Genomic DNA, 18,935 nt, shown 5'->3' on the forward strand with positions numbered 1-18,935 from the left:
AGTTGTTTTTTAACACAACCAAAAAACAACCAATGGAAAAAGAGGCTACTCTTTCTGACTCTTGGAGAAAGAGCTTGAAGCTTCTTTTTTTCCAAAGATATTTTATTGCTTAGACAATTTTCAATAAGCAAAAATGCCAGACATTAAAAATAAAGAAAAAATAGGGCCTATCCTGAATAAAATTCTTAATAAGACTTTTTTTTTGATTGTTTTTTCTTCTTTCCTTTTTTTCTTTCAACCTCTAGAAAGCCAAGGCAAACTACAAAAGACAACCCCTAGTCCAAAAACAGATGGGGTGTCAACACCTCAGGATTGGTTTCTGGAAGCTTATTTTATCACAAGAGAAGCTGATGGTCTTCTTTCTTCAAAAAATTATATAGAAGCTGAAAAAAAATATCGAATCGCCTACAGTTTACTTGGTTCATTAAGAGCTACTTATCCAGAATGGGAAACGGCTATTGTCCGCTATCGGACCAAATACATTAAGGAAAAGCTCGAGCATCTCTCTCGTTTAAATGCTCAGAATACTACTGAAAAAAAAAAGTTTCAGGAAGACTTCGAACAAGACAACAACCTAAGTCTGTTGGTCAATCCACAACCATCCGTAAGCCTGGAAGAACTGCAAGCTCTCAAAAACAAGATAGCCAACCTCTCCAAGCAACTAGAATTATTGAGAAAAGAAAAGGAAGCTCTTCTGGAGAATCTCCCTTACAATCAGCCAAAGTCAAGAACGGAAACGTTGAAAACGGAATCGACAACAAACCAAGTCTTTCAAGGAATGACATTACAAGAACTCTCTCATCTTCCCCAAATCAAAGATCAACAAAAGAATCGAAAAAATCTTACCTCCCAATTGGAAAAAGCTCTGGAGGAGGCAAAAAAAACCGCTCAACAGCTAAAGGAAGAAAATAGCCTACTGAAAAAGGAGCTTCAGGATGTCCAATCTAGTTTGCATAATCAAAAAGAAATATCTCAAAAGCCAAACGAGACCAGACAGTTAGCCATTCTTCAGAGGGAAAATATGGTTCTTAAAAAAACCCTTGGCCAACTTTTGGACAAACAAAAGCGGATTGAGGAGGAAAAAGAAGCTTTGGCTTTGGAATTGGAAAAAGCAAATAAATTGTTGGCTTTTATAGGAGAAAAAGAAGAAGTTCTGGCAGAGAGATTGCCACCTAAAGTTACTAAAGAATCAATGGCTGCCTTGAAGCAAAAGACGCAAATTGAGCCAGCCGCACAAAGCTTGGCTTTCAGAAAGGAATCGGTCGTCGAAGAGATTCGAAATCTTTTTGATCGAGGAGCAAGGCTCTACAGTGAGAAAAGATATAAGGAAGCGTATGACGTCTATCATAAAGTTCTTAGTCTTGATCCATCAAGTGGCATTGGATGGTTGAATTTAGGCCTTGTAACTCTTGCAATGGAAAAAAATTCTGAGGCTTCCCTGTATTTAAAAAAAGCGGTTGAATTTCTTCCTAGAGATCCTATGCCATATGCTTTGTTGGGACAGCTTTATTTTCAGAATGGTTCTTTAACAGCTGCGACTGAAATGGTCGAAAAAGCCGTAAAACTGGATCCTCAAAATGCTAAACTTAGAAAGGAGCTTGGAGAAATTTACAAGGCAAGGGGATTAGAATTATTGGCTGCCAAAGAGCTGAATAAAGCTATTGAATTGAACCCATATGATGGAATGGCTCATTTCGATTTAGCTTTAGTCTATATCTCTTATAATCCCCCGTTGGTGGCTCAAGCTAAACGGCACTATAGAGATGCAATTTCATTGGGAGTTCCTAAAGATGAACGTCTAGAACAAAAAATCGGATACTCAACCCAAAGATAATTATTTATCTTTCTATCTTAAAACATCGTGTACGGCCTGTATAACTCTTAAGGGGTTGGGTAGGATCTCTTGTTCTAGTTTTCCATTGTATGGATTGGGAATGTCTAAATTTGAAACTCGATAAATGGGCGCATCGAGTTCATCAAACAAAAGCCGTTGCACATCGTAAGCAATTTGAGCTCCCCAGCCAGCAAAAGGTTTCCCTTCCTCGACAATGACAAGTCTGTTGGTTTTTTCTATGGAAGAAGCAACTAGATCAAAATCGTAAGGTTTGATTGTTCTTAGATCGATAATTTCAACGGAAATATTCTCCTTGGATAGTGTTTCTAATGCTTGAAGCACGACGTGTGTTGAAAAACCGCTAGAAAGCACTGTTACATCTTTTCCTTCTGTAACAATTTGTGCCTTTCCAATTGGTACAAGAAAATCTTTTTCTTCGGGTACCTCGCCTTGAATCCCATAAAGTCTTTCTCCTTCGAAAAAACAAACGGGGTTGTTCGACCGAATCGCACTTTTCAATAGTCCTTTGGCATCAGCAGGAAAAGCTGGATTGATGATAGTAAAGGTAGGAACATTGGCAAGCCAATTTTCCAGGGAATGAGAATGGGTAGCTCCTATTTGAGTTCCGCCACCAGAAGGACCGCGAAAGACTATAGGAAAATTAAATTGACCCCCAGACATAAATCTGATGGAACCAGCATTGTTTATAATTTGATCAAAAGCAACCAATGCAAAGCTCCAGTTCATGAACTCAACGATCGGCCTTAGACCGTACATTACCGCGCCAACAGCTAAACCCGTGAAGGCTGCTTCTGAAATTGGCGTATCAATGATCCGTTCAGGTCCAAACTTCTTTAAGAGTCCTTGAGAAACTTTAAAAGCTCCTCCGTATTCTCCAACCTCTTCGCCAATAAGAAATACAGTGTTGTCTCTTTCAAGTTCTTCACTCAATGCTTCATTGAGCGCCTGTCGATAAGTAAGATTAGCCATGATTCTTCCTTTTTATTAGATAGCTTAAGCTGTTTGTGCTTAATATCCTAGTCGACAATAAGTCCATACAAGGGCCTTTGAGGCGGCTCGATTGAATCTTCGTCCGCAAAACAAATGTTCCTTGCCAATTCGAGATCAGGTTCAGGACTCGATTCAGCATATTGCACAGCTTCTTGAATCACTTTTTTGATTTCTTTATCAATCTGAGCAATGAGATCTCTTGTCAAAATCCCCAGATCTAAGAGTAGTTGGCTATAAAGGGCTATTGGATCTCTTTTCTTAGCTTCAGCAATTTCTTCTTTTGTTCGATACGTATCAGGATCCGACATCGAATGGCCCCTAAATCTATACGTCCTTGCTTCAATTAAAACAGGGCAGTTTTCGTTTCTGGCAAGATTAGCTGCTTCTAGCACTTTTTTCCTTACTTCTTCCACATTCATCCCATCGATAACCATGCCTGCCATGTCATAGGCAACAGATTTTTTTACAAGGGGTAAACCAGCAGTCGATCTGTGAATTTCGGTACCCATTGCATATTGATTATTCTCGATAATATACACGACAGGAAGTTTCCATAAGGAAACAAGATTGAGAGTTTCATGAAATACCCCTTGATTAACAGCTCCATCACCCAAAAGACACACCGTAACAGTGTTCTCTTTAAGATATCTTTGAGCAAAGGCAACGCCTGCAGCTATGGGGCATTGGGCAGCTACGATAGCATGACCACCGAAAAATTTCTTTCTCTTATCAAAAAGATGCATCGAACCACCCATGCCTTTGGATGTGCCTGTGGATTTTCCATAAAGTTCAGCCATGCAGGCTTTAGGGGAGACCCCTCGAGCTAAGGCTATGCCATGATCTCTATAGGCTGTGACAACAACATCTTCAGGTCCTATCGCTGCGCAAACGCCTACCGCTATGGCTTCTTGTCCAATGCAAAGATGACAAAAGCCTTTAATTTTTGCCTGCATAAAAGATTGGGAAGATTTTTCTTCAAATCTTCGTATCAAAACCATCATCTTGTACAACTCAAGTCTCATTTCCTTTGGCAATTCCGCTAGACCACTACTTTTAATGTCTTCATGTACCTGTTCTGAGAAGGATATATTGTCAACCATAATGTTTCCTTTTTTATGGATTCACTCTATATTTTACTTCAACTACAAAAAAGAAGATAGGTCAATATTGCATCTTATCTAATAAGCAGCAAATGTACCACTGAGTTTTGAAAAATAAAATCTGATGGAAAAAGAGAAAAATATTCCTGGGAAAAAATCAAGGATATTATCTGAAGAGCTTTCCAGTTATGAGTGCCATAATATCACTGCTATTTCCTCTAATGGTCCTATTTTCTGGCAGCAAGCAAAAGGGGTTCACGTATGGGATGTCGATGGGAATAAATATTTAGACCTCAGCGGAGGATTTGGAGTAGCCGCTTTAGGCTATCGCCATCCAAAAATCTATCGTTCTCTTCTAAATCAATTAGACACACTTTGGCATGTGATGGGTGATGTCTATCCTTCAAAAGAAAAAGTGGAGCTCTGTCGATTGCTCTCCCAAATAACCTTTGAAAAGTGGGAAAATCAAAGAGGGAAAGTCATCTTAGGTTGTACTGGGAGCGATGCTATAGAAGCTGCATTAAAAACAGCATTTTTCCATACAAAAAAAAACAAATTTATTACTTTTTACGGTGGATATCATGGCCTTTCTTTGGGAGCGTTAGCAGTCAATGGACTAGATGATTTTCGAAAACCTTTGGAAGGCTTATATGCTCCAATTGCTTCTTTTCTTCCCTATCCTAGTTGTATTGATTGTATTGATAAATCTCAAAGTTTAACTCAAAAGGATTGTCTTTGTGAGCCACTTTTCGAAGAAAAATTAGAAAAAATGATTCACGAGGGCTATGGAGCCATTCTTTTCGAACCGCTTCAAGGAAGGGGAGGTATTGTGGTGCCGCCGGATTGGTTTCTCCCTCTTTTGCGTAGGATGAGCACTAAACACAATATTTTGCTCATAGCCGATGAGATTTTTACTGGCCTTTATCGGACGGGAAAAAGATTTGGCTGTGATGTAGCTGGGATTGTACCAGATATCATATGCCTTGGAAAATCTATGGCTGGTGCTTTTCCTATTTCAGCGTGTATTGGTAGAGAAAATGTAATGGATAGCTGGCCTAAAAATGACGGGGAAGCGATTCATACTTCCACATTTCTTGGTAATCCAATTGGTTGTCGTATGGCTATTGAACAGATCAAGGAATTAGAAAAAAAGCATGAACAACTTTTCATCGAAGAAAAAGGGGAATATTTCTTGTCGCTGCTTAATAACTTGTCGAAACGTTTTAACTGTTTAAAAAATCCTCGAGGCAAAGGTTTGTTTTTGGGGGTCGATATCGTGGATGAAAAAGGCTGTCCTGCCCCAGAGATTGCCGCAAAAATTGTTATAAAGATGCTTCAAAAGGGAATTATTGTTCTCACGGAAGGACCTTTTAGGAATGTTCTCAGTTTTACTCCTCCATTGATTATCAGTTTTAAACAAATAGGCTCTGTCGTACGAATTTTGGAACAAATCATTAAAATAGTTCTCAAAGAAACCAAATGGAGCTAATTTGCCAGTTGTCCTAGCAATAGAATTATTAGAGTAATGAATGGTTATTGCTATTGCCATGCCAATCTAGTTATAAATTGGCCTGGCGAACCTATATTCGCCGAAGAAGTTTGGCATGCTGATCAATCGAAGCGTAAACAGATAATAGCGATGGGCATTGGGAAGGGGGGTTGCTTGCCAAACGGACTCCAACGAACCAGCGGTATGACCACCATGAGGACTACCTGTGGGTGATTGGCTAAAAGGCGACAAAAGCGCTGTACAAGCTCCTACCCAAAGGTCTCCAGCGCCGGGGAGAAGGGGGATCTAAAGAATCAGCGGAAAGCTCTGGCAGCGTTTTGTTTGGCGCAAGGCAAAACGGTGGCCAAACGGCTGGGGGGGGTGAAAGCAGCGGACTAAACAACAAGAGAAAGAATTTCTTGCGTCTGATGGAGCTGGGAGAGATCTCCGAGATCGTGGTCATCCACAAGGGTCGGCTGGTCCGGTTCGGTTTCGGATGGCCCCTAGACGTTTTGTTCCTCTCTTAGGACCAAGATTTCGTGAACGGGCAAATCTCTCTCTTTTTGAAGGAAGAGATGATCAAGGAGCTCCTTTCGATCGTTCCCTGCTTTTCCAAGCCCTATTTTCAGTTTGAGCCAATACAAAAGAAAAGACCTAAGGCCATCGGGAAAGCCGATGAGATCGTATAAGACGTGGCGGCGAACGATCCGAGTAGGGAGAGTCTTCCGCTGAACACGAAGAAGTGGGAGATACTAGAGTATCTTTGCCTTTGCTACACAGCTGGAAAAGAGCGGTTTCTTGTCTCTTTCTCAGGCTTGGACCACTTCGCGGAAAGCCTCTCGAAACGCGGGAAGCAAGCCAAACTCGTGGTGGAAGGCTACGCTAGCCCCAGGCGGATTGCTGGCAAAAATGTGGAAGGTATTCCTCAAAGACGGCTAGGCAAAGATCGAAAAGTGTGGGTTAGTCTCCTCTACGATGATTAACCCAAAGATCTGGCACCGCTTGAGATAGACAGAAGAAGCAAAGCGGGTTGCTTTCTAGATATTCCACTCTCTGCAGTGGATGGCTTCTGTGTTAGGAAAAAGAGAGCCGCAGCATCTGAATTTCACATCACAAACGAGAGGCAAGCTGCCATCCTTACAAGGTTGAGAAAGGGCTTACAAAAAGTAATCGGAAAGTAGCCAAGAGTGAAGAAAGTTCATTCGATTGTATGCGAGGAATGAAGGTAGCAGACTTGTGAAGAGAAGGGGAGGCAGTATATCGCGCTCATAAGCCTTGAATGTGGCAAAAGGATTGTCATTCCACTGTCAGGCAATCTGAAGATTCGGGGAATGATTCACCTTGTTTTAAAGGAAAAGAGAGTCGTTATTCACTACGCGGCGCCACTCAAAGTTTCGAAGCGATTAGAGGGGGGAAGCGGTCAGGATAGAGGCTGGACTTTCTGATGTTTTCACAGATGACCACGGAAAGAAAATAGGGAAAATGGTTTGAGGAGTAAACCAAGACGCATCCACAAGCATAACCTAGGGAAGAAAAAGCGGTTGAGTCGTTTATTCAAGGCGGAGACAGAAATAGGGAGGCGGGTAGGCTTAAGCCTGCGACAACTCCTCAAGCTACAAAGACCTTCGGTAATTGTTTCTGAATCCTTAGATTTTCGTGGGAAAGCCCTAAGCAAAGAACTTTCTAGGCGCCTCCTACAAATGCGCAGCTGTGTGCTTCAAGAGCGAATCCAATTGCTGGCGCCTGGGGGAGGTTCCCGTCGATAGCAGGTCAATCCAGCCTATAGCTCTCTGGCTTTGTCCGAAGTGCGGTTATGTCCATCCTAAGAACCGCACTGGAGACAAGTTTGTGTGCCAGCATGACGGGCATATGAGCTATGCTGATAGGGTTGACACATACAACCACAAGGAAGGATCGGAGATCCGGAGAATATTATCGTGGATGCTGCGGAACCAGCTGCATGCGATCCTCTTGGAAAGGTTTTCGACAGGAACGGGAAACCGCCAGATTAGAATCCTGATGAGTGGTGGACTGATCCTGGGAGGCAGACTCCAGGTACAGACCAACCGCAGCGGATGGACGCAAAGCGGGAGCGATTGTTATCGCGACTTGTGGGAGCGCCGGCGGATCGTCCGCCGCGGCTCGTCAATATCTCGCCACTTCCCTGGAGAATGAAACGGCCTTGGCAATCCCTGGATCATCCCTGGCCACAACCAAGGCGAAAAGAACGAACTTGTGTCATGCGTAAGCAAATCCCTAGTATGATTCTAGGAACAGTTTACACCAATTGGAAAAGCAGCTCAGACATCTCAGTATCTCAATTCTTTCAATATATTTTGGGTATTGTTCTATTTTTTTATACAACGATCACTTTCTGGATAAAGGTCGAAAGCGCCTATTTACCTTGGCGCTTATATATGTATAGCTGGATACCCTCTATTGACATTCTTTCCGCCGTTTTCAAATAGTATGTCTATATTCAAAGCTGCTCTCCTTATGCCTGCCTTTTTGAGCCTGGAAAACTGCTCTAGCAGTTTCCTCGACATATCTCCTTGCAACAGGCACACGTGGTGGGCAGGCATCCATCGGGGCAGTACGGATACAAAACACGCGGTCGATGTCCCTTTCCATGCCTAGAAGAGTCAATCCCCCTTGGTCGTAATACTCTGCGATGTTTCCGTAGGCGGCCTCGCCATAAACCCTCAGATCGGAACTATCTCTATGCCTGAAACATAGCTTTAAAGGCCAAAGGCTATAGGAATGCCTTAGGGGAGGTTGAAGCTGCACCTCATCCTTTTTATTTGTCTACCAGTATTCTCTAGCATAATAGGAGCTTAGAGATAGGCTAGCGTGATCTAGTTTTAGTCGCAGATGGCAAGCAACACCCCAGAAAATGGTATAGATTTTTCCCCGAGAATAGTTTACAACTTATAAAGGGTGATGAGAAGCTCATCCTCTTTAGGGATAGGGGAGTATCACTTGCTCCGGGGTTCCATTTCGAAATCATATTCGGTTCTGATGGCGGAAAGTGGAGCCAATATTTGTTTTTCAAATTGATAATAATAAGGGCTTTGCTTAACAAGCTCCAGTTTTTCTATGGAATCCACATCGAAAGAAAAAAAGAAGAAATAAGAGCCATTGGGCGAAATATTTTTGCCTACTCTTAGATTCATTATTTCTGGTATTTTCAATAATCTTACTCGAGTTTCAATCATTAGATTATCGATCTGTTCAGGGTTAGAAACGTTTTGAGAGGATAAAAAACATAGATGATGAATCATAGAAGTAAAAATGTTATTTAATGCCGATTAGATAATAAAATCAAAAATCTCTTTTTTAAAAGGAGAAAAAAGTTGGCAAAGAGCCTTATGTTTTTTAATTTCATACATAATAAGGATATTGGTCTATGATTGGAAATTTTCTTAGAAAAAGCGAACCTAATAAACCGCAGGAAACTAAAATAATCCCTCCCTCGCCTCCAGATCCATTTGGTAGTCCTCCCCCGACTACTGTTCCTTTGGAAAAATCCCTACAAGAAAAAGAAAAACAAAAGGAACAAGAAAAAATAATCGAAACCAAAAAGACGCTTACAAGTAACGAACCCAAAAAAGATTTTAGAGAAGCACAAGTTGCCGAAAAATTATTTAATGTATTGGCAACGGGAACGAAATTTTCTGGTTCAATTGCCTTTCAAAATCAATTAGTTGTAAATGGTCATTTTGAAGGTCAAATCTATTCAAATGAGGGAACACTGATTATTGGAGAAAAAGCAGTTGTACATGCACAAGTCGAGGTAGGCAACGTATTAATTTCAGGACGATTTTCTGGTAATATTTATGCTTCTGATCTAACAGAACTGAGAAATGGATCAGAAGTTTTTGGGGATGTCAAAACCCGCCGATTAAAGGTTGAGGAAGGCTCGATTCTTAATGGAAAATGCGAATGCACCGCTAAATCGATCCGAGATACGTAGGGTTTTTTTGTTTGAGCTCCAATAGATAGAACTCCCTGAGAAAGGTAACGAACCAATACTTTATTGTAGGATTAAACTGATACTAGCTTTTTGTTGAGCGCAGCTTCTAGAAGTTTGAGTGGGGATTTCTCGGGATGTTTCAAAGCTTCTATTTTAATATGAAATGTTTGTTCTAGGAGAAACTGTCCTTTATCTACAGCATGGAGCACTTGATCTGTAAAAACAATCCAAGTACTTCCTGCTGGGAAATCGAAGGCTACTTGAGGAGAATTTTTTTGATATGGCAAATCGAGTTTACCTTTATCATGAAGCTCGAGCATGTAATGGTCGTATAGACTTCTATAGCCTTTAGTTATTCCAAGAACATAAAGAAGAAAGCGTTTCCCAGGGGTAGGGGATTCCAGTTGAGGAAGCAGGTGTTTGAGATATTGCGGAAAAGGCTCTCCAATTCTCCAACTTCTTGGTTTACCGCTGGGGTTTATATTAGAAAAAACTCTCAATATCCTTTCTCCTCCAGTGGGGCTAGATGGGAAGGCATCCACATGTAGCCTCGTGTCATCTTTTCTTGGTGAAGTTGGTCGACCAGAAATTTCTACGGGCCGAAAACTTGTGCGGGCTATTCTTAATGAAGAGCCATAAAATGGAAAAAGCAGATGGAGAAATTCCTTTGTCTTTTGGGCATATCGTTTGAGCATCCCACTGAGCAACTTAAGATCCTCTGTCTTTCCTTCAGCACCTTTTAGGCTAGAATTTCTTGGATCATAGCTAATATTTTTTGCTCCACTAACCCAAGAAGGCTCAAGAAATTTCGTTTCTTCGGGTAAAAGAGAAAAATTGAGCCTGGGGAAAAAGAGGACAGAGCCATTTTCAATGGATTCTATTGCCTTTTCCTGTATCTCTTTTGAAAATTCCGCATCCCAACGGTCAGCTTCAAATTGTATGACAGGATGCTCAAAAGAAGAAATATCCATAAAACGTACTAAGTAGATTAAGGTTACCTTTATCTTTTTTTCTTTAAAATAGGAAGCCCAGTCCGTTCGCTTTCCGTGACAATATATCCATTAGGTAAGGCATCAAGAGCCCCATCTCCAATTTGGGTAGAGAAATAGTAAAGAGTAACCTTATGCCCGTTTCTAAGAACCTGTTCCCTTGAATGAAGGTAATAGGTTTTGCCTGATTTTTTGCTCACAACTTGGTATGCCATAAAAGCACCTTTTTTTAAGTTTTGTTGAAAATTAAATCAATCCATTTTCTTTTAGGAGAGGATAAACTCCTCTTTTCATCATGGTTTTTAACCCTTTTGCAGAGATCCGTATTTTAACTTTTCTTCCCAACTCTGGAATGAAAATACTTTTTTTTCTTAAATTAGGAAGGAACATCCGTGGCGTATTCCCCGTGGTATGTAAGCCTATGCCTCCCTTCTTTTTTGCTTTCCCTTTTCTAATGATTCTCCTACCTTTAGAAGGTCGAATACCAAGAATTGGACAAATTCTAGACATAGAAATTCTCCTTATTTCATCAACAATACGTTTCGAGCCCTTTTTATCTCCCTAGTTAGTCGCCTATGAAGTTTTGCAGGCAGCCCAGTAATTCTTCTTGGAAGAATTCTTCCATTTTCGGTTACATATCTCTTAAGCAGCTCAACATTTCTAAAATCTATAGCTTCTACATCAATGTCCACTCTTTTTTTAACAACTTTGGGAGTTGCTAAAACTCTCTTTTTTCTTTTTTTTTCCTTTAAATTGCCACTGTTTCTACCCATAATTGCCTCGCCTCTGTTTTATTTAATCATTTTTTTCTTTTTTTTCTTCTTCTTCCTCTCCATGTTCCTCTTCTAAGAGCTCTTCAGTATCGGCAAATTGAGGTACAGATTCCCATCTTTTTCTAAGCTGATACATCTTTTCTTTTTCAAATTGACGTTGGCAGTCGATATCAAACCGGGCATAGGGAATAGCTTGAAGGCGAATAATAGGAATTGGTTTGCCACACATTTGGCAAATTCCATAGGTATTTTCTTCTATTCTCTTTAGACTTTCGTCAATTTCAAAAAGAGAATCATTTTCTTGAGAAAGCAAGCTAAGGGCAAAATCTCGGTCATATACGTCAGTACCAGCATCTGCTTGGTGGACGCCAAAACCTGTAGATTCTCCACCTTCAGGCCTTGATCTTAAAACATCCGAAGAAACCCCTTCCATTTGCTCAAGGACTTGTTCTCTCAAGTCCAAAAGCCGTTCTTTTTGAAGCTGCAAAAATGCTTTTCTTTCCTCTTCAGATAAATCAGAAATTTTAAGATTAGGGTTGATATTATCTCCTTTGTCAAAGGAGTTATTTACTTCATTAGCTACCTTGTTTAAATTCTCAAAGTTTGACATAGCATTAGACTGCAAAGTACTTTCTTTTTGCTTCTCTGCCTTTTCATTTGTGGCATGTTCGGTCTTTTCTTCTGTTTTTTTCTTTTTCTTTCTCATTATTTTATGGGTATATCCACATCAAGTAGATGTTTTTTAACATTAAAGATTAATTTCTTTTTTTTCTTCGGCAACTGCTAAATAGCTTCTTTCGATTATTTTTTAGAAAATTCCCATCTTTCTATTTGGAATGTTTCAGATAAAATTCGATCAGTCCTTTTGTCGAAGCATCATGCTCGTAGAGTAAAGAACCAGCGGTTAGCTCTTCTTCAACCCTTGTAGCAAGCTGTTTACCTAGTTCCACTCCCCATTGATCAAAGGAATTAATATCCCAGAGTAATCCTTCAACAAAAACCTTGTGTTCATAAAAAGCGATCAAACTACCAAGAGTCCTTGGAGTTATTTTTTGGATAAGAAAGGAGTTTGAGGGCCGATTCCCCGGAAAAGTCCTATGTGGAAGCAGTTTTTCGATGGCTTCTGGATTCAGCTTCGCTTTTTGCATTTCTTCTTTAGCTTCTTGCTCTGTTTTACCTTTCATTAAGGCTTCTGTTTGAGCAAAAAAATTTGAGAGAAGAATAAGATGATGATTCCCAATAGGATTATGCGTTTGGATAGGAGCAATGAAATCTGAAGGAATGAGATGCGTGCCCTGATGAAGAAGCTGGAAAAAAGAATGTTGACCATTGGTACACGGATTTCCCCACAAAATAGGCCCTGTGGGATAGGTCACAACGGTTCCATTTCGGCGAATTCGTTTCCCGTTGCTTTCCATATCTAATTGTTGGAGATAAACTGGAAAAAGTTCTAAGTACTGATCATAGGGAAAAATACCATAAGTTTGAGCTCCAAAAAAATTGCCATACCAAAATCCAAGAAGCCCCATGATTACTGGGATGTTTTTTTCTAGGGGGCTATTTCGAAAATGCTCATCCACAAGATAAGCCCCATAAAGCAGTTCTTCAAACTGATCCATGCCTATATAAAGAACGATAGATAATCCAATGGCAGACCATAGGGAATATCTACCACCAACCCAGTCCCAAAATTCGAACATGTTTTCTGGGCTAATACCGAAATCCTTCACCGCTTTTTCATTGGTTGATATAGCTACGACATGCTTTTCAATTGCTTTTGGATCGCCAAAATAATCTATTAGCTGTTTTCTTACTGTATGTGCATTCGTTAAGGTTTCTTTGGTAGTAAATGTTTTTGAGGAGATGATAAAAAGTGTTGAGTCTAGTTCAATTGCTTTTAGTACCTCTGCTATATCTGTTCCATCCACATTCGATACGAAATGAACATTAAGCTCTTTATGTCCATAAGGTTTTAGAGCATGGGTGACCATTCGAGGACCTAGATCCGATCCGCCGATACCTATATTTACGATATCTTTTATCGGTTTTCCACTATATCCCTTCCATCGTTTGGATCTGACTGCTTCTGCAAAATTTTTCATTTTTTCTAGGACCCTTTTGACATCGACCATAACATCTTTTCCATCTACATAAATTGGTCGTTCAGATCTATTCCTTAAAGCGACATGAAGCACTGGCCTATTTTCAGTAAAATTGATTCTCTTCCCTGAAAACATCTTTTCTATATATCCAGGAAGATCGACTTCAGTCACGGCTTGCAAAAGCAGAGAAAGAGTTTCTTCAGTAATTCTATTTTTTGAATAATCGAAAAGGAAATCATCCCAACAAATCGAAAATTTCTCAAATCTTTGGGGATCGGAATGAAAAAGATCCCGCATATGGAGTGGAGAAACTTTTTGATAGTGTTCACTTAATGCATTCCATAGCCTTGGGGAAAGTAAGCTATTCATAAGTAGTTCCTTTAAAAGTTTGTTGAATGGATAGAATGATCGTTTATCCCTATAAAGTTTGTAGACAGAAAAGAATTAATTACTTCTACTTTCTTACAACAATGCTTTTATTTCTATAAAACTAAAAAATAAAAATGAAGTTTCTTTTAGAAAGCTGTTCTTTCTGTCTTTTGCTTTAGGCTAATTAGGCTAATAGCTCAAGACGATAATGCCACTCCTTGCACTATCTCATTAGTTGTTGCCACTGATGCTCATGGAATTTGTCTGTTCCTAAAAATTCCTAAAAACATCCTAGGGACTTGCTTACGCCTGATGCCCCAAGTGCGTTCTTTTCGCCTTGGTTTTGGCCGGAAGGTCCCGAGATACCCAAGACCGTTTCGTTCTCCGAGGGAGCGGTGTGATGTTGATGTGTAAGCTGCGGACGATCCACCGGTGCTCCCACGGGTCACGATGGCAATCGTTACTGCTTCGCGTCCATCCGCTGCGGTTGGCCGACGCCTGGAGTTGTCCGCCCCAGAACAGTCCCCTTCATAGGGATTCCCGTCGAGGGGTGCCTGCTATTACAGATAAACCCCTCCAAAGGCATTGCATGCAGCCAGTTCTACGGTGTCTACAGGGATATCTCCGGATCTCTGATCCCTTTTTTTGAGGTTGCATACCCAAACACGATCCACACAGCTTTCGTACCAGAAATGCAGACATGCAAACCTGTCTCCGGCGCGGTTCTTTGGATAGACATATTCACACTGGGGCAAAACTAAGAGCTATAGGCTGGATAGCCCTTCTCTCTGGCCGGGAACCTCCCTAGGCGCTAGCAATTCGATTCGCTTCCGAAGGCCTCGGTCCGCATCTGGATGACGCGCCGGAAAATTCCTTTGCTCGAAGCGCGACCCAGAAAGTCGAGAATCTCCGATGGCTTCCGTAAAGCTAGGAATTAGCGCAAGCAGGAATTCACTTTGTGCTCGATTTCCGCATGCACCATTGACAGGTCCTTGTCATTATCCCGGATCGCATGAAGCCTGCCCCGCTTCTCCCCCTTCTCCTTGTGGACCCAAGACAACCGGGCGAGCAACTCGCCGAAGCATTTCCCATACCTATTCCCATGATCGTTAGTGAAGACTTCAGAGAGACCGACGTTGATGCCGCCGGAGGGGGATTTTGGTCTCATGAAACTAGCAAAAAGTCTCGAACTATTCGAAACCGAACCGGACTAGCCTGTCCTTGTGAGTCACCTCGATCCCGGAGATCTCGACCCATTTCTCCAGCTCCATCAGACATGAGGAAATTCTTTCTCTTGTAGTTTAGTCCGCTGCTTTCAATCCCTAAGCTGTTTGGCCAACGTTTTGCCTTGTGCCAGATAAAACCTTGCCAGAGCTTGCTACTGATCCTTCAGATCCTCCTTTTGCCCAGCGCTTGAGACTTTTGTATACAAACTGGTGCGACGTTCTCGTCGTGTCTTTTGATTGATCCCCCGCATGTAGTCCTCATAGGGGGAATACAGCCAGTTTATTGGGGTCCATTAGACAAGAAACACCCATCTAGACGATAATCATTGCTGGCTGTTTAGGATCCAACCAATCAGCGCACCAAATTTCTTCGGCGAATGTATGTTCGCCATTTCTTTTTATAACTAGATTGGCATCACAATAGCGATGATGATTCTTTACTCTATTTCTTTTTGTAATCCTCTCTTTGTTGTTTCAAAACTGTTGGCTAAGTACCACTTTTGTTAAGCCTTAATGATCTGCTCTTAGACGGGAGGAGTTTTGAAAGCCTTTCTTTCAACACAACAATAGGCTAAAAGCAAGCTTGAAAGGAGTTGTGTTTTAGCTAAATCTTTCTAAAAACTCTAAAGGAAATTCTTTGTCTCCCTCTTCATTGTAGTTGCTTTTGTCATTCAAAAATAGAAGATAGATTATGTTGAATTTCTTTATCCTAATGAATGATCATTATGAGAATTCCATTATCCTCTTATCGAGTTCAATTGAATAAGTCTTTTAATTTCGACAAACTAGCAAAGATCATCGATTATCTTTCGCAATTGGGGATATCAGATGTATATGCTTCTCCTATCACCAAAGCTAAGCCAGGCAGTTCTCATGGGTATGATGTGGTGGATTATACAAAGATTAATTCTGATTTAGGGGATTTGCATGTCTATGAAAATATAGTTTTAAAGTTGAAAGAGAAGGGAATGGGATGGATTCAAGATTTTGTTCCTAACCACATGGCCTACAGCAAGGAAAATACCATGCTCATGGATGTTTTCGAGCATGGACCTTATTCTCGGTACTATGAATTTTTTGACATCGAATGGAACCATCCTTATGAATCTTTGAAGGGAAGAGTGCTTGCTCCCTTTCTTGGGCCTCATTATGGAGAAGCTTTGTCCAAGGGAGAAATAAAGTTAGTCTTTGATTTGGGTTCTTTTTACGTTCGCTATTATGATATTCAATTTCCTCTAAAAATAGAGAGCTATGCCACCATTCTGACTTCCGTCCTAAATACGATTCGAAAGCGGGTAGATACAAAAGATCCAGATTATCTCAAACTCCTCGGTGTCGTTTATACTCTTAAGAATATTGGAGCTTCCGAATCTAGACAAGAGCGTATCGAACAGGTTTCTTTCATTAAATATATATTGAATGAACTTTACACGAAGAATGCGCTGATCAGAGTGTGCGTGGATAGGACCATCGAGCTATTCAATTCGGAAGATAAGACAGAGCCAGAGCATTTTCTTCTCATGGACAAGTTGCTTACGGAACAATATTTTCGCTTTTCCCATTGGAGAGTGGCTTCGGAGGAAATTAACTACAGAAGGTTTTTTACCATTAACGATCTTATTTCTGTTCGTATGGAACGGGAAGAGGTTTTTGAAGAAGCCCATTGTCTTATTTACCGATTAATAGAGGAAGGCAAAATTACTGGACTTCGTATCGATCATATCGATGGTTTGCTCGATCCTGAAAAATATTTAAGTACTTTACGTAGAAGAATTCCAGGGATCTATACCATTGTTGAAAAGATTCTGCGCCCGTTAAAAGAAACACTTCCTATTGGTTGGCAGACTGAAGGAACGACAGGGTATGATTTTTTAGCTCTTCTTACTCAGCTTTTCTGCAACCCAGAAAATGGTCCCATTATGGATCGAATTTATCGAAGATACACTGGGATAGATCAAGAATATGAAGAACTTTTAAGAGAAAAGAAAAGATTTGTTATTGGAAGAAGGCTTGCTGGCGACCTTGACCGAATTGCTTTGATCTTGCATTCTCTTTGTTCTCGTCTCTGGTTTGGCCCAGATGTCACTATCTATGGGATACGTAGAGCTCTTGTTGAGGTTCTTTCCTGTTTTCCTGTTTATAGGACGTATATCTCAAATGGTCAAATGAGCAAACAAGATAGAATGTTTTTGGAAGAAGCTGTCAATATTGCCAAAGAAACCCTTCCAGAACTTTCAGTGGAATTGGATTTTATCCTCAAATTTTTTCTTCGGGAAATAGAACATTCTTTTTCAGAGGAGGAAGAACGGGAAAGAGAAAATTTTATCAAACGCTTCCAGCAATTAAGTTGCCCACTTATGGCAAAAGGACTCGAAGATTGTCTTTTTTATGTCTACAACAGGTTACTTTCTCTTAACGAAGTTGGTAATGATCCATCCATCCTAGGGATTTCGACAGAAACGTTTCATTCCTTTCTAAAAGAAAGAGCGCTATGGTGGCCTTTTACTTTCAATGCCACTTCAACACATGATACAAAAAGAGGGGAAGACGCTCGAGCAAGGATAAATGTACTTTCAGAAATTCCACAAGATTGGGAGAAGGTGATATATCAATGGACAGAAATCAATGAATCGGAAAAGTCCAAAGTGGGAAACATTAGGGTTCCGGATTATAATGCGGAATATTTCATATATCAGTCTCTTATTGGACATCTGCCTTTTGACCTCTCGGAAATCGATTCTTTTTTGGACAGATTTAAAAAATATTTCATAAAGGCCAGCAGGGAAGCAAAAAGCTTTTCTGGATGGCAAAATCCAAATACTGCTTATGAAGAAAAATGTTGCCAATTTATTGAGAATCTTTTAAATCCGAAGAATTCAAAGTTTTGGGATTCCTTTTTTCCTTTTCAAAAGAAAATTGCCCATTTTGGAATTATTAATTCTCTTTCACAACTGCTCTTAAAAATTGCCTCTCCAGGAATCCCCGATTTTTATCAGGGCTGCGAGCTGTGGGATTTTTCATTTGTTGATCCAGACAATCGCAGACCCATTGATTTCGATTGGCGAAAAAAAATTCTAATGGAATTTATAGAGGTAAGGGATGAGAAGGCCTTTGTGGAAGAACTTGTAAAAAACAGTTCGGATGGTCGCATAAAGTTTTGGATCACCTATAAGGGCTTACAAGCTAGAAAGAGATTCCCTGAAGTTTTCGGGTCTAAATCCTACATTCCATTGACTTTTCAAGGGTCGAAAGCAAGGAATGCTTTTGCTTTTCTTAGGCAACAAGCTAACTGCTGGATTATAGCTTTAGTGCCAAGGTTTTGCACGGAGCTTTGCAAAGAAGGCCAATTCCCTGTTGGATGTGCAACCTGGCATGATACTATCGTGACGCTGCCTGAAGAGGCACCTTTGGAATGGTCTTCTCTGCTGGTAGATGGAGAAAAAAGAAAATGGGATCAGAAAATCAATGTTGGCGAAGCATTAGACATACTCCCTGTAGGTTTATGGTTTGGACAGACTACAAAGGGAGGGTTAACAGAATTGAGTGTTCACTAGACTTTGAACAAAAACTGGCTAACTCTGTTTATCTATCTACAGGAAGCTGCAATAAGAAAGCAGGACATCTTCTAGATAACTATATCTAGCATTGGATTTTATTTGGAAAGGAAATATGATAATTTTTTTTTTGAACAGACATCACTGGGACATCATTGTCAAGGAACTGGCTTTTCGAAACTGCATGTGTCCGAAGCTAGATTAGCCGACGTAAGAGCAACGCGAGCCGTCACGACCGGAGAAAGTCCCCACGGCCCAATCGGTAGTGAACCCAACAGCAACCGAACTAAGCTCATGAGTTGTTATCAGATTCAGAGATGAACCATAACGTCATGGAACCCACCGATCAATTCCTGCTGTGTAGCTTTGAGTATGTAAAAGCAGTGTTATTGGCATAGAGCCAGTAGAGGGGGCCATTGCTGATGACTTCAACCATAATCTAATTCAAAAGGTCTTTCTGTTCTTCCGTGCTACTTCCTTCAATCTACTAAAAGCTGCCTAAACTGGTTCAAAGC

At 40.6% G+C, this 18,935-nt stretch carries 17 protein-coding genes; 7 read left to right on the top strand and 10 right to left on the bottom strand.

Annotation, left to right across the window (positions count from 1 at the left end; genetic code table 11):
- Positions 1–133 precede the first annotated feature (133 nt).
- Positions 134–1,834, top strand: a complete 1,701-nt coding sequence (locus tag QOL44_RS05390) for a tetratricopeptide repeat protein (RefSeq protein WP_009058775.1) — start codon at positions 134–136, stop codon at positions 1,832–1,834.
- Between the two features lie 12 nt (positions 1,835–1,846).
- Here QOL44_RS05390 and QOL44_RS05395 read toward each other — a convergent pair whose 3' ends face one another.
- Both QOL44_RS05395 and pdhA read right to left on the bottom strand, forming a co-directional pair.
- Entirely contained in the window at positions 1,847–2,824 is a 978-nt protein-coding gene (locus QOL44_RS05395) for an alpha-ketoacid dehydrogenase subunit beta (RefSeq protein WP_009058777.1), read from the bottom strand.
- A 47-nt stretch (positions 2,825–2,871) separates the two neighbouring features.
- Positions 2,872–3,945: a pyruvate dehydrogenase (acetyl-transferring) E1 component subunit alpha gene (pdhA, locus tag QOL44_RS05400; RefSeq protein WP_009058779.1), complete on the bottom strand. Its 1,074-nt coding sequence runs from the start codon at positions 3,943–3,945 to the stop codon at positions 2,872–2,874.
- 124 nt (positions 3,946–4,069) lie between these two features.
- Between pdhA and QOL44_RS05405 the strand changes: the two genes are divergently transcribed.
- The 4 genes from QOL44_RS05405 (at position 4,070) to QOL44_RS05420 (ending at position 7,200) form a co-directional block, all read left to right on the top strand.
- Complete coding sequence (locus QOL44_RS05405; protein ID WP_009058782.1) at positions 4,070–5,434, top strand: aspartate aminotransferase family protein; 1,365 nt, start codon at positions 4,070–4,072, stop codon at positions 5,432–5,434.
- A gap of 36 nt (positions 5,435–5,470) precedes the next feature.
- Positions 5,471–5,668: a hypothetical protein gene (locus QOL44_RS05410; protein WP_045086644.1), complete on the top strand. Its 198-nt coding sequence runs from the start codon at positions 5,471–5,473 to the stop codon at positions 5,666–5,668.
- A gap of 305 nt (positions 5,669–5,973) precedes the next feature.
- Positions 5,974–6,123, top strand: a complete 150-nt coding sequence (locus QOL44_RS05415; RefSeq protein ID WP_166791435.1) for a hypothetical protein — start codon at positions 5,974–5,976, stop codon at positions 6,121–6,123.
- 798 nt (positions 6,124–6,921) lie between these two features.
- Entirely contained in the window at positions 6,922–7,200 is a 279-nt protein-coding gene (locus tag QOL44_RS05420) for a hypothetical protein (protein WP_079199609.1), read from the top strand.
- A 694-nt stretch (positions 7,201–7,894) separates the two neighbouring features.
- Here QOL44_RS05420 and QOL44_RS05425 read toward each other — a convergent pair.
- Complete coding sequence (locus QOL44_RS05425) at positions 7,895–8,221, bottom strand: hypothetical protein (protein ID WP_009058762.1); 327 nt, start codon at positions 8,219–8,221, stop codon at positions 7,895–7,897.
- Between the two features lie 188 nt (positions 8,222–8,409).
- On the bottom strand, positions 8,410–8,715 hold the full coding sequence (locus QOL44_RS05430) for a Dabb family protein (RefSeq protein WP_009058760.1): 306 nt from the start codon (positions 8,713–8,715) through the stop codon (positions 8,410–8,412).
- 125 nt (positions 8,716–8,840) lie between these two features.
- Here QOL44_RS05430 and QOL44_RS05435 point away from each other — a divergent pair, with 125 nt between their 5' ends.
- On the top strand, positions 8,841–9,407 hold the full coding sequence (locus tag QOL44_RS05435) for a bactofilin family protein (protein WP_009058758.1): 567 nt from the start codon (positions 8,841–8,843) through the stop codon (positions 9,405–9,407).
- A 71-nt stretch (positions 9,408–9,478) separates the two neighbouring features.
- On the opposite strand, the gene QOL44_RS05440 is transcribed toward QOL44_RS05435, so the two are convergent.
- The 6 genes from QOL44_RS05440 to pgi all read right to left on the bottom strand — a co-directional run bounded on the left by QOL44_RS05440 (position 9,479) and on the right by pgi (position 13,640).
- Positions 9,479–10,378 carry a Kdo hydroxylase family protein gene (locus QOL44_RS05440; RefSeq protein ID WP_009058756.1) on the bottom strand — a complete coding sequence of 300 codons (900 nt, stop codon included), beginning with the start codon at positions 10,376–10,378 and terminating at the stop codon, positions 9,479–9,481.
- 29 nt (positions 10,379–10,407) lie between these two features.
- Entirely contained in the window at positions 10,408–10,611 is a 204-nt protein-coding gene (locus QOL44_RS05445; RefSeq protein WP_009058754.1) for a hypothetical protein, read from the bottom strand.
- Positions 10,612–10,642: 31 nt separating this feature from the next.
- Positions 10,643–10,906: a 50S ribosomal protein L28 gene (gene rpmB / locus QOL44_RS05450; RefSeq protein WP_045086641.1), complete on the bottom strand. Its 264-nt coding sequence runs from the start codon at positions 10,904–10,906 to the stop codon at positions 10,643–10,645.
- Positions 10,907–10,917: 11 nt separating this feature from the next.
- On the bottom strand, positions 10,918–11,169 hold the full coding sequence (rpsR, locus tag QOL44_RS05455) for a 30S ribosomal protein S18 (protein ID WP_009058752.1): 252 nt from the start codon (positions 11,167–11,169) through the stop codon (positions 10,918–10,920).
- Between the two features lie 22 nt (positions 11,170–11,191).
- Positions 11,192–11,875 (bottom strand): TraR/DksA family transcriptional regulator, encoded by a 684-nt coding sequence (locus QOL44_RS05460; protein ID WP_009058749.1) that lies wholly within the window; start codon positions 11,873–11,875, stop codon positions 11,192–11,194.
- A 121-nt stretch (positions 11,876–11,996) separates the two neighbouring features.
- Positions 11,997–13,640, bottom strand: coding sequence for a glucose-6-phosphate isomerase (pgi, locus tag QOL44_RS05465; protein ID WP_009058747.1), 1,644 nt, complete (start codon positions 13,638–13,640; stop codon positions 11,997–11,999).
- Between the two features lie 1,951 nt (positions 13,641–15,591).
- Between pgi and treY the strand changes: the two genes are divergently transcribed.
- Complete coding sequence (gene treY / locus QOL44_RS05470) at positions 15,592–18,420, top strand: malto-oligosyltrehalose synthase (protein ID WP_045086904.1); 2,829 nt, start codon at positions 15,592–15,594, stop codon at positions 18,418–18,420.
- Positions 18,421–18,935: the final 515 nt, after the last annotated feature.

The organism is Candidatus Methylacidiphilum fumarolicum (assembly GCF_949774925.1).
GTDB classification, from domain to species: domain Bacteria; phylum Verrucomicrobiota; class Verrucomicrobiia; order Methylacidiphilales; family Methylacidiphilaceae; genus Methylacidiphilum; species Methylacidiphilum fumarolicum.